The sequence below is a fragment of the Chroococcidiopsis sp. CCALA 051 genome, from assembly GCF_003015105.1.
Lineage (GTDB): Bacteria > Cyanobacteriota > Cyanobacteriia > Cyanobacteriales > Chroococcidiopsidaceae > Chroococcidiopsis > Chroococcidiopsis thermalis.
The window spans coordinates 47,430-58,215 of sequence record NZ_PYCI01000025.1 but is presented as its reverse complement, the minus strand read 5'-3'; the positions used below and the strand labels follow the sequence as shown (position 1 = coordinate 58,215).

General features: G+C 43.4%; 12 protein-coding genes. 6 read left to right on the top strand and 6 right to left on the bottom strand.

From position 1 onward, the window contains the following. The first annotated feature begins 263 nt into the window (after positions 1 to 263). Positions 264 to 632: an STAS domain-containing protein gene (locus C7Y66_RS08560; RefSeq protein WP_106545242.1), complete on the top strand. Its 369-nt coding sequence runs from the start codon at positions 264 to 266 to the stop codon at positions 630 to 632. Here the strand turns inward: C7Y66_RS08560 and C7Y66_RS08555 are convergent. Next, on the bottom strand, positions 620 to 898 hold the full coding sequence (locus C7Y66_RS08555) for a hypothetical protein (RefSeq protein WP_106545241.1): 279 nt from the start codon (positions 896 to 898) through the stop codon (positions 620 to 622). The genes C7Y66_RS08560 and C7Y66_RS08555 overlap by 13 nt on opposite strands. 5 nt (positions 899 to 903) lie before the next feature. Between C7Y66_RS08555 and C7Y66_RS08550 the strand changes: the two genes are divergently transcribed. From C7Y66_RS08550 to C7Y66_RS08540, 3 genes are all read left to right on the top strand, one after another. Then, positions 904 to 1,413: a Mini-ribonuclease 3 gene (locus tag C7Y66_RS08550; RefSeq protein WP_015155982.1), complete on the top strand. Its 510-nt coding sequence runs from the start codon at positions 904 to 906 to the stop codon at positions 1,411 to 1,413. Between the two features lie 24 nt (positions 1,414 to 1,437). Continuing rightward, the gene (gene rlmB / locus C7Y66_RS08545; protein ID WP_106218208.1) at positions 1,438 to 2,472 is read left to right on the top strand and encodes a 23S rRNA (guanosine(2251)-2'-O)-methyltransferase RlmB; all 1,035 of its coding nucleotides are present in this window, start codon (positions 1,438 to 1,440) and stop codon (positions 2,470 to 2,472) included. 91 nt (positions 2,473 to 2,563) lie between these two features. Further along, positions 2,564 to 2,866: a DUF1816 domain-containing protein gene (locus C7Y66_RS08540; RefSeq protein ID WP_106545240.1), complete on the top strand. Its 303-nt coding sequence runs from the start codon at positions 2,564 to 2,566 to the stop codon at positions 2,864 to 2,866. Between the two features lie 99 nt (positions 2,867 to 2,965). On the opposite strand, the gene C7Y66_RS08535 is transcribed toward C7Y66_RS08540, so the two are convergent. After that, positions 2,966 to 4,033, bottom strand: a complete 1,068-nt coding sequence (locus tag C7Y66_RS08535) for a SpoIID/LytB domain-containing protein (RefSeq protein WP_106545239.1) — start codon at positions 4,031 to 4,033, stop codon at positions 2,966 to 2,968. 259 nt (positions 4,034 to 4,292) lie between these two features. On the opposite strand from C7Y66_RS08535, the gene C7Y66_RS08530 reads away from it, so the two are divergent. Then, positions 4,293 to 5,846, top strand: coding sequence for a TM0106 family RecB-like putative nuclease (locus C7Y66_RS08530; RefSeq protein ID WP_106545238.1), 1,554 nt, complete (start codon positions 4,293 to 4,295; stop codon positions 5,844 to 5,846). A 21-nt stretch (positions 5,847 to 5,867) separates the two neighbouring features. On the opposite strand, the gene C7Y66_RS08525 is transcribed toward C7Y66_RS08530, so the two are convergent. Next, a complete protein-coding gene (locus C7Y66_RS08525) occupies positions 5,868 to 6,911 on the bottom strand; it encodes a glycosyltransferase family 2 protein (RefSeq protein WP_106545237.1) in 1,044 nt (347 codons plus the stop codon). 65 nt (positions 6,912 to 6,976) lie between these two features. Beyond that, positions 6,977 to 8,215, bottom strand: coding sequence for a glycosyltransferase (locus tag C7Y66_RS08520; protein ID WP_106545236.1), 1,239 nt, complete (start codon positions 8,213 to 8,215; stop codon positions 6,977 to 6,979). Positions 8,216 to 8,879: 664 nt separating this feature from the next. On the opposite strand from C7Y66_RS08520, the gene C7Y66_RS08515 reads away from it, so the two are divergent. Then, positions 8,880 to 9,317, top strand: a complete 438-nt coding sequence (locus C7Y66_RS08515) for a peroxiredoxin (RefSeq protein WP_106545235.1) — start codon at positions 8,880 to 8,882, stop codon at positions 9,315 to 9,317. A gap of 37 nt (positions 9,318 to 9,354) precedes the next feature. Here C7Y66_RS08515 and C7Y66_RS08510 read toward each other — a convergent pair whose 3' ends face one another. Both C7Y66_RS08510 and C7Y66_RS08505 read right to left on the bottom strand, forming a co-directional pair. Next, entirely contained in the window at positions 9,355 to 9,729 is a 375-nt protein-coding gene (locus C7Y66_RS08510; RefSeq protein WP_106545234.1) for a hypothetical protein, read from the bottom strand. A gap of 46 nt (positions 9,730 to 9,775) precedes the next feature. Next, positions 9,776 to 10,672, bottom strand: a complete 897-nt coding sequence (locus C7Y66_RS08505; RefSeq protein ID WP_106545233.1) for an ABC transporter permease — start codon at positions 10,670 to 10,672, stop codon at positions 9,776 to 9,778. Between the last annotated feature and the right edge of the window lie 114 nt (positions 10,673 to 10,786).

Sequence of the window (10,786 nt, the reverse complement as noted above, 5' to 3'; positions counted from 1 at the left end):
CCCATTACCCATTACCTATTACCCATTACCTACAATAAATTCATAGTATTTTATACCCACAGAGACATGAGGAGTTAAAATTTAAAAACTAGGAGTGCAAAGGCAAGATCTGAAGCGAACAGGATATAAACGATGTTCTGTTTTCTACCACCAAGCTCTTAGCCTCAAGCCCCTAACTTCTACCACCTGAGTGTAGACAACATCTCAACCAAGCATTTATACTTTAGCCTCGATTTGAAACAAGAAGTGGCGAGGAGGGAACTATCGCTGAGACACTAAATCTAACTGTTAGCCTGAGAGGAACTCGTGAGGTTCGGAGTAATTATCAGTTATTCCGGTTGACGGGTTTGCTTGATGCCTTTTCAGAACCAACCTTTCGCAAGGTACTCGGCAAGTATGTTGAAGAGGGACCAAAGCACATCATATTGGATTTGTCCCAAATTGATTTTGTCGATAGTTCTGGGATCGGCGCTTTGGTGCATTTGAAGAAGCAGACTGAAACTAACGGTGGGACTTCACAAATTGTCACCAATGCCCGCGTAACTCAAACAGTCAAGACAGTTAACCTAGAGCAATATTTAGGTTTACGATCGACTGTTGAAGCAGCTTTAGAAAATATTCAAGCATCTTGAGCGATCGCAGGCACTCTAACTTTAGCTATCCGGTTTTGCAATCTGGATAGCTTAATTTTTTGATATAAAAAACTTATCATAGGTTCAACCCCCTGAAATTGGGGATCGATCATAATAATGTTGTCACGGATCGCTGGTTGCTGAAATTGGTAATTGGTAGTTGGTAGTTGGAGAGTAGCTTGTGTATTGAGTAGATTCTTGTTTCGGTCTAGCCACCAGTCACTGATAACTGACAACTGACAACTGATTGTTCTGGGAGAATCCAAACGGAGTGGAACCGAAGGAGGACAATTTATTCGACGGCTCAGCTCGGGAAGCTCAGACAGATGTAGTCACTCAGTTGGAGTTGCTACCTAGTTGGTTGGCGATCGCTCCTGGGCAGCTACAACAACTCTCACCTATGGCTTTAGCATATTTGGGCGATGCGGTATACGAGCTGTATGTGAGGAGCCACTTTTTACTACCCCACAAGCGATCGCAGGCTTACCACAACCTTGTCGTTGCTCAGGTTAGAGCCGAGGCACAGGCTTCGCACTTACGATATCTCACTCCATATCTCAATCAAGCTGAATTAGAAATCGTGCGTCGGGGACGCAATGCTACTGTAGGACGACCGCGTCGCGCCGCACCAGAAGTTTATCAACAAGCAACGAGTTTAGAAGCTCTCGTAGGCTATCTTTATTTAAGCGATCGCCAGCGCTTGTATCAACTCTTGGAGCAGCTACCATTAGCTCCTACAGAAACATTAAACTCCCCTAGTGTAAATAAAAATGAATACTAAGGCTATTAACAATAAGAAAAATTTATGGCAGAACCACCCAAATTAAAAGCCAAATCTAACCCTTCTGGAAAACCGCAACGTGGCAAACCAGAGCGTTATACAGGCAAGCGTGCCGATCTCAAACATAATGCCACTAAACAAGATGGGGAAAAACGTCATGTGGCAGGAAAGAAAGATTTCTCTCGACCAGTCTTAGCTAGTCCTACCTACAATACAGAACGCGACAAGACAGATCGTTTCTCGTCCCAAATTCCACCTTCCACATCAGAAGAAGAGAGCGATCTGATTTACGGTCGCCATCCCGTGCTGACAGCTTTGGAAACCCAACGACAGCTCAATCGGCTTTGGGTTACTGCTCGTCTGCGTTACGATCATCGCTTTCATTCTCTGCTCCAACAGGCAAAGGAGAATGGTACGGTCATTGATGAGGTTGAACCCAAACGCCTAGACCAAATTACCCATCACGCCAATCATCAAGGGATCGCCGCTCAAGTAGCTCCCTACGATTATTTGGAATTAGGAGGGCTAATTGACAAAGCGAAATCGACTTCTCAGCAACCCGTAATTGTTGCTGCCGATGGTATTACCGATCCTCACAACTTAGGAGCAATTATCCGTACCGCTGAGGCAATCGGAGCGCAAGGCTTAGTCATCCCTCAACGCAGAGCTGTTGGGATCACGTCTACGGTGATGAAAGTCGCAGCGGGTGCTTTAGAAACATTCTCTGTCGCCAGAGTCATTAACTTTAGCCGCGCTTTAGAAGAATTAAAAGCAGCTGGTTTCTGGGTTTACGGTACGGCATTAGAAGCGGAACAATCGATACAGACAGTTAAATTTAGTGGTCCTATTGTGCTAGTAGTTGGCTCGGAAGGGGAAGGATTGAGTTTGAGCGCTCAGCGCTGCTGCGATCTGTTGGTATCGATTCCCTTGTCAGGCAATACACCGAGTTTGAACGCTTCTGTCGCAACTGGTATGGCACTTTACGAAATTTTTCGCCAACGCTGGCAAAATGTAAATTATGTCAACATGGGTACAAAAAAAGATAAATTAGAAAACTAGCGATGAAATCTTTTTTACGAAATGTGACAATAGTTTGCGATTTGTTTTGTTAGCCCGAATCCTTTACCACAAGCTGATAGGAAAAAAAGACATGAACCCAATTTGGAATCACACTAAAGAAAATCTGATTAGCTTCTTCCATAACTTCGGTTGGGCATGGTGGGTAGAAATTGATACCCAAAATCCCCGTTGTACTTACTACTTCGGTCCTTTTCTCAGCGCCAAAGAAGCGGCAGATGCCCAGCGTGGTTACATAGAAGATTTGGAGCATGAAGGAGCGCAAGGGATTGCAGTCGAGATCAAACGCTGTAAACCCTCTCGGTTAACGATCGCCGATGATATAGGAGAAAGATCGGAACCGCAAATCAAGCCAATTCTCAGCAGTCAAGTGTAATTCTGAGAAAAGGCAAAAGGTAAAATTCAAAAGGCAAAAGTCAAAAGTCAGGAATCAGGAGTTGTTTAGTCTCCCCTGCTCCTCTGCTCCTCTCCTGCTTCAAGGCTTGATTTCCAGCCTTGCTGTGGCGGTTTTGGGGTAATAGTGCGCCAGAATTTGCAGGTAGTTGTAGCCTTGTGCTGCCAGTCGATAGGCTCCTGTTTGGCTCATACCTTTGCCACCATGAGCTTTTTGAACGATCTCATCTGTCGCAGCGTAAAGCGATTCGACTACGCCGCCTTGATAGCTAATAATCTGCCCAGCAGTATCTTTGACAGCTTTTTGTGTAGTGTTGTACTCGCTGTTCATCCCTTTGTAAACTTGCCAGCGCTGGGTATTCCCGAGATTAAACCAGGAATTTGCCGGACGTACCATGTGAACCAAAGCATAGGAGCGAGCGGCGACGGCTTGAGCTTTAAGAGCTTCAGTAGGGGCGGAAGCGTGCATTTCGCTACCGACAACGCTGGCAAGATAATGCTCTAAATCGACATAGTTAACCGCGAGTAGCTTCTGTTGTCGAGCAACGAGCAGGAGTTTGCCTCTATACCAGCGATCGCCTACGTATACCACACCTCCTTTTTGGGGGTAAATCCAGACCGCATTGGGTAATTGGGCATTGCCAATTGTAATCCGATCTGAGTCGCTAGGCTGTACTGTAAAAGCCTGTCCGTTGGGCAGTTGCCGTAAGACTTTGCCGTTTGTTTCTACAACTTGGGCGGGAGTTGAGGAGCCAACAATTAGAGAATCTGCATCTTGAGCGATCGCCACGCGAATTTCTAAGCTTGGCGCAGCATATTGTGTTTTTTTGGCTACAGGCTGCCGTTTTCGTTTAATTTTTTGAGGTTGCTGTTTGTTCGTTTTATTGAGCGTTGGTGGCTGAGCTTTTGGTAGCTTGCTTTGCTCCTCCCGCCTAGCTTCTGCCTCCCATTGAGCGACACTAGAAACGTTATTCGCAACATTATTGTCAGATGGAGTCTCAGGAGATGGATCTGTTGCCATAGTAGAAGTCGGAGAGAAAGATTGACTGAACAAAGGTAAAAGCAGAGGTACAGACGCGATCGGGATCAGCAACATCCCTAAATTTCCAATAACTTTGAATCCTCTATTTTGTCGGTCGAATCTACTCATATAGCTTTGCGTTTAGCTTTACGTTCATCAGTCGCGATCGTCAACCCGCCGAACCATCTGACGGTAGCACAGCAGAACTAAGTCATTTTAGCCGAATCAGCGATCGGTGACCAGTTTTCAGGGAGCGATCGAGCAGCTATGAGTGACCAGTGACCAGTAATTACCAATTACCAATTACCAATTACCAACTACCAACTACCAACACCCCATTCCTCAGCGCACTACACATCACTCATGGTTTTCCTGTTACGCTAGAGCTATGCTAATGACTGCTGAGCTGCTGCTACAATACCAACGTTGTAATCGTCGCCCATTTCTCGATCGCCACGGAGATTTGGCACTTAAAGATGCTCCTAGCGAACTGTTGCTGAAGTTACAACAGGACAAGTTCGAGCATAGACAAAGCATGATGGCAGAACGGATTTATCAGCAACCTCAGTATTCTAAAGAGGATTGGCAAGCAGGAGCAACAGCAACTTGGCAGTTAATGCAACAGGGTGTAGAGCAGATTTATCGAGGAGTGATAATCGCCTGCACTTCAGAAGATGTAACGCTGCTCAGCCGTCCCGATTTGTTAATTAAACAACCAGGGCAATCGATTTTTGGAAATTGGATGTATATTCCAGCCCAAATTGAATTAGGTAAGCGCCCCAAACTAGAATATCAAGTTGTAGCTGCTTTTCACGGACAGGCGTTGGGCATGGTGCAGGAAACTACACCAGAGCGAGCTTGGTTGCTCTTGCGCCGCAAAGAGATGTATGAGGTTAGTTTAACCAGGGTACTGCCGCAGATGCAGCAGATTTTTGCCGAGTGCGTCCAAACACTAGCAGCACCTCAAGCGCCAGAAGTCTTTATTTCTCGCCAGCGATGCAGCTTATGCCGTTGGTATAGTTATTGCTCTGGCATTGCTAGATCTCAACAACATTTGTCTTTACTGCCTGGGGTAACACCCAACCGTTATAAAGAGTTACAGGCGATCGATCTCGTCACGCTCGAATCTTTGGCTAAGGCTAACTCATCTGACTTAGCAAGCTTACGAGGTTTTGACAAAAAAATAGCTCATCATTTAGTATTGCAAGCGCAGTCAGTCTTGGAAAATCGCCCGATTTCGCTTTTAAGGGAGCAAGGAGCAGGGAGCAGGGAGCAGGGGGACAAGGGAGACAGGGAGACAAGGGAGCAACTACCAATTACCAACTACCAATTACCCATTACCAATTACCCATTACCAAATCCCATTGAAATCTACTTTGATATTGAGGCACAGCCAGATCTAAATCTTGATTACATGTTAGGAGTGTTGGTGGTCGATCGCCTGAAGCAAACGGAAACTTTTCATTCTTTACTAGCAGAAACACAGTCAGATGAAAGCACGATTTGGCAACAATTTTTAGACATCGTTGGGCGCTATCCACAAGCGCCCATTTTTCATTTTTTCTCGTATGAAGTCGAGACAATTAGACGCTTGGCTCAACTTTATCGGACACCAGCAGAACAAGTTAGATCGATCGTCGATCGCTGTGTTGATATTTACGAGCAGATCGCCCAAACTGTGGTGCTACCAATTGAAAGTTATGCTCTCAAAGCGATCGCCCGTTGGATTGGGTTTGAATGGCGCGATCCTCAAGCGCACGGTTCGCAGTGTATTTATTGGTACGATCGCTGGTTAGCAACAGGCGATCGCTCTTTTCTCGAAGCAATTGAACGTTATAACGAAGATGATTGTCGCGCGACTCGTCTGGTAAAAGATTGGTTAGAAACTTTCATCAAGCGGGAATTAGAAACGGATTTAGATCGAGTTTCTTTAGTATCTTAGCTGGCGTTTCTATTCCCGATCTCAAGCTGCAAAACCGTTGTCCTGTAAGTCGTTAGTTTGTTGCGGTTGCAGTTGAAATTTTTGCTGTTGTCGAGCGTGGCTTGATGTCAAGTAACGATTTAAGATGCGATCGAGAGGAACGAGAATTTTTTCTAGCCAGTGGCTTTTGATCCCAAAGGTGAGGCGGTGGCTGAGGGGATGAACGATTGTCCATCGTCGCCGCCAACCTAATTGTTTGTATTTTTGGAGAAAGTAAGCATCTTCAGCCAAATTCCACTTGTCACGCAAGCGATGCAAACTCGCTAATGTCCATGCATCACTCCAACGCAGCATATAAAAGTGTAAGTCCGTCCATTCTAAGGGTGGTCCTGGTACGTATGTGACAAGGCTGCTGGGTTCAAAATAGACTTTACCTCCCGCCTCCCTGACACTCATGCAAAAGTCTAGATGTTCTTTCGTGTTCAGCATGGCTTCATCTAACAAACCAATGCGGGAAAAGATCTCTGTACGCACGAGAACGCAGTGAAATTCTGCTAATTCAGTTTCGTTACGGTGTAGGCGATCGCGGACTTCTACGACTCGTTTTCCCTGCTTGTACATCTTTTCTCGCAACCTACGTCTGGGAGTTGCTTTATTTTTGTCAACCCAAATATGAGATTCGCCACCTGCAAAGTGGACGATTTCATGTATTGGTAAATCCTGACACATCAATGGTCCAACGACTATCGCTTGTGTTTCTTCAGCACACCGCACTAAATTTTCTAGCCAACCAGGGGAAACAACCACATCATTGTCAGCGAATACAACATATGGAGTATCCACTTGACGCAAGCCTATATTTCTAGCTTGATTGGGAGAAAGATAGTAATCTGTTCTGATAATTTGAAAGTTTCTAACTCGCGCTTGTTCCTCTAAATATTGACGTACTTTTCTAGGGGAATTGCCATCAATATAAACTAATTTAAAAGGAATTTGCGTATGTTCGTATATACTTTCTAAAGACTCTTTAGTATAACTAAAACGTTCGCGAGGAGTTACTACAATTGTAACTTTGGGTAAATTCATATTTGTCATTTGTTGTTTGTCGTTTGTCATTTGTGAATAGCTAGCCGCTAGCCACTAGTCACTAGTCACTCTTCACTACTCACTTTCTGATAAATATCGACGAGTTCGTCGTTAAGGTTTTGCATATTAAAATATTTTTCTACTCGTTCGCGACCAGCTGCACCTATAATATTCCAGATTTCTGGATGTGCGATTAAATATTGTAACTTTGATGCGATCGCCTCTGCATCTCTTTCTGGAACTAGAAACCCAGAAACACAATCTTCTACAAGCTCTGGAATTCCTCCGTGATAGGTGCTAATGACTGGTAAGCCGATCGCCATTGCTTCTTTTAAGACATTAACAGGGGCATCTTGATTGCCATCGCGTGCCGTGATACTGGGAGCAATAAATATGTGAGATGCTTGCAAAACTTCAATAATTTCCTGTCGATTTTTTTTACCTAATAGATGTACGATATTATTTAACTCTAGTTCTTGGATTAGTTGTTCTAGTTCTGTTTGTAAAGAACCGCAACCAACGATTTTATACTCTAGATTAGGGCAAGATTTTACTATTTTCGCTACTGCGCGAATGCTGTATTCAATTCCTTTCTTTTCTACTAAACGCCCAATGGTAGCAATACATATTTTCTGATGAGAATGACGATAGCGGGGTGTATATTGGAAACGATCGCAATCAATTCCTGAGTAGTGAACGCAGATTTTTTTTTCGTCACAACCGAGTTTGAGGAGACGACGTTTAAAAAAGTCGCAATTTGGCAGAAAGAGATCGGCTTCTACAAAGGTACGATCGTAAATGCGATCGCCATGTTCTTGAATGAATTGGCTGATATCGTAACCGCGAAACGATACGACTAATTTGGCTTGAGGAGCATTAATTGTCCGAAATAGCATACCCCAAAAACTTAAAGTTCCAAACTGACAGTGAACGATATCATATGCTCCTTTATCTGCACCAGCGATCGCGGCATAAAATAATCGTAAAGAAGTTGCCGATTTGCCATACTTGAAACCATTAAGCGATCGCAGTAATTTTCTAGGTGCTTTCGTAAAATTTATACTCAGTAAACCAATTGCTTTGAGCGATCGCTTCAGAAAGTTTTGAGGAATCTCTGGCAGATAATAAGTACGTTTCAGTAAGCAATATTTTTCTACATCAGGATGTACCTTAGTCAAGTCGCCTGGAGTGCAAGTATATATGTCTACTTGATGTCCGCGTTCTAGGAGTCCGGTAATTTGGTTAAGAATAAAGGTTTCTGAAAGTAACGGAAAGTGATTGACAATAAATGCTACTTTTAGCATAGAGGTCGAGCGGGTATTTTAAGATAAAATTTTTGGTTCTGTCTATAGAAGATTGATGCTAATGAAGCAATCGGGAACTACGAGTTAGGGGGAGAATAAACGGATTTCTTATATCTTTTACCAAATTGCAGGAGCAATTGTATAATCTCACAAGTTACCTAAAATTCCTAGAGGAAAAAATCAAACCGAGTTCAATGCTAGTTGAATTTGGCAAACCTCGATCGGGTTATTTATACCCTTGAGAATCGGTAAGGCTTGCTACAAATTTTATCTTTTTTTCTGTTTTAAAGACAAAGTAAAGCAAGTTGATAGTTTTAAATAAGATATTGAATAAGATGTTAATGAGTTTTCTATGAAATTAATGTGAGAAAACTCTTAGATAATTTAGACGTAAAAAGTTATAGTTAAAAATTCATAATTATGTATACTAGGATGCTTGACAAAGCCTCCCTTGGAGCTAGCTGCCACTGAACGGATCTCTCGCGATCGCTGAGTGTTAAGAAATTATGTTTAAAAATAGAGTTAAAAAAGATAACAATTATTGATAAAATAATCGAGACAGGAAATACAGTCAACTCTTATTCGATCGCCACAATAATAGTGATAGATAAGATATGTTTACTGTTAGTAGATTCAATCAAATTTTAGGGAGATACTGAAACTTATGGCTTTAGCAGTTGGTACGCAAGCACCTACATTTACAGTCAAAGATACTAATGGTAATACAGTCTCCTTATCTGATTTTGCTGGTAAAACTGTAGTTTTGTACTTCTATCCCAAAGACGATACACCGGGCTGTACGAAACAAGCTTGTAGTTTCCGAGATGCCAAGCAAACTTACAATGACAAAGACGTTGTAATCTTAGGTGTAAGCGTTGATGACGAGCAGTCTCATCAACAATTCACTGAGAAATACGGGCTGAATTTTCCACTTTTAGCTGACACTCAGCAGACTCTAGTTAAAGCCTATGACGTTGACGGTGGCGGCTATGCCAAGCGCGTAACTTACGTAATTGATGGGAGCGGTAAAATCGTCCACGTCGATAGCAGCGTTAATACCACAAGCCACGCTAGTGACGTGCTAGCAGCATTAGGATTATAAACAAGTAAAAGGATGGCATTGCCATCCCTTTACTTACTTATTTTGTTTGAGGTGGATTAGCAGGATTGTTATTAGGTTGCGATGGATTTTGTTGCATCCTTTGTAGCTGCTGCTGGCGAAACTTAGCAGCGGCATCGTCCAAAGATTGATTTTGCTCGGTTGCAAAATCTCCCGCAGAACGAATATTACCCATTTGAGCGCGGTGCATAATATCCATTAAACCGCTCATAGCGTCGCCAGTATCACCACGGGAAAAGGGATCGCGATTTTGTTCCTGATTCAGATCCCGCAGAGGTTCGGCATCTGAGGTTGCTTGCGCCCAAGTGGGTTGTGGTAGTAATAAGGTAGCTAAGCTCATTCCTACTACTGCACCGAAAAAGATTTTTGTTAGAGATGAAGCTGAGATTTTCATGGAGTGATAGCTCGCATAAATAAAAATAGGAAGATAGGCTTTGTACTTATGCTAGAGTCCGCCGCAGTAAGGGTTGAATGCTCAGCACAGCTACGAAGCTAAAACCGACCAACATCAGTATAGCTCCGCCAAATGTCACTGCACCCCAAGGCGCTTGCATGACTACATTACCTAAGTTCCAGCTATTGTGTAGATAGAGATAGCGAATCGGTTCGATCGCATAGCTTAATGGGTTAATTGTTGCGACAATTTGCAACCACTTAGGCATAAAAGACAAAGGCGCGAGAGCCGTGCTAGCAAATAGCAAGGGCAGTTGAGTCACGAAAATGACGGCAATCAGTTCTATGTGTCCGGGTAAAGCAAAAGCTAAACCAAGACTTACAGCCGTCACGCCCAAAGCCAGCAGTAAGATAATGAGAGCGATCGCACCCAAACCAGCTAGATTGGGTAAACCAGCGCCCAAAAAGGCAGCCGCCGCTACAATAACTGCTGCTTGCAACAAACTCTGACTGACAATAAAAATAGTTGAAGCTAAAACAATCGAGAAGCGCGAAGCCAGAGGAGCGACTAACAAGCGGTTTAAAAAGCCAAATTCGCGATCGAACATCACTGGTAATCCTGCATTTAGCGCTCCACTAAAGGCAGTAAAAACTATCACGCCAGCACTTAAAAATTGACCGTAATTGGTGCTATCGCCAAACATTCCTTTGGGGGCATTTTGAAACAAAGCACCAAATAGAATCAACCACATCACAGGTTGAATAATGCCAGCAATTAAAGTTGAAGGGCGGCGCTGCAACTGGATGAAAAGGCGGCGAGTGAGTGCCAAAGTCTCTTGAACCAGTTCTCCTAGCCAGTTAGGAGTATCTTCTTTTTGAACTGCCGTCGATGCTAGTTGTTGCCAACTCGCATCGGATTTTGGAGGTATAAAAGTGCTGCTCATATTATTGTGTGTTGTTGGTAGTTGGTAGTTGGTAGTTGGTAGTTGGTAATTGGTAGGTGTTAATAATGAGTTGCAAATGACCAATAACTATTAACCATTACTACCTGTTACCCA

Coding starts and splice junctions, on each gene's coding strand:
- rlmB (WP_106218208.1), top strand. CDS start 1,438: ATGGCAGAACCACCCAAATTAAAAGCCAAATCTAACCCTTCTGGAAAA.
- C7Y66_RS08540 (WP_106545240.1), top strand. CDS start 2,564: ATGAACCCAATTTGGAATCACACTAAAGAAAATCTGATTAGCTTCTTC.
- C7Y66_RS08535 (WP_106545239.1), bottom strand. CDS start 4,033: ATGAGTAGATTCGACCGACAAAATAGAGGATTCAAAGTTATTGGAAAT.
- C7Y66_RS08530 (WP_106545238.1), top strand. CDS start 4,293: ATGCTAATGACTGCTGAGCTGCTGCTACAATACCAACGTTGTAATCGT.
- C7Y66_RS08525 (WP_106545237.1), bottom strand. CDS start 6,911: ATGAATTTACCCAAAGTTACAATTGTAGTAACTCCTCGCGAACGTTTT.
- C7Y66_RS08520 (WP_106545236.1), bottom strand. CDS start 8,215: ATGCTAAAAGTAGCATTTATTGTCAATCACTTTCCGTTACTTTCAGAA.
- C7Y66_RS08515 (WP_106545235.1), top strand. CDS start 8,880: ATGGCTTTAGCAGTTGGTACGCAAGCACCTACATTTACAGTCAAAGAT.
- C7Y66_RS08510 (WP_106545234.1), bottom strand. CDS start 9,729: ATGAAAATCTCAGCTTCATCTCTAACAAAAATCTTTTTCGGTGCAGTA.
- C7Y66_RS08505 (WP_106545233.1), bottom strand. CDS start 10,672: ATGAGCAGCACTTTTATACCTCCAAAATCCGATGCGAGTTGGCAACAA.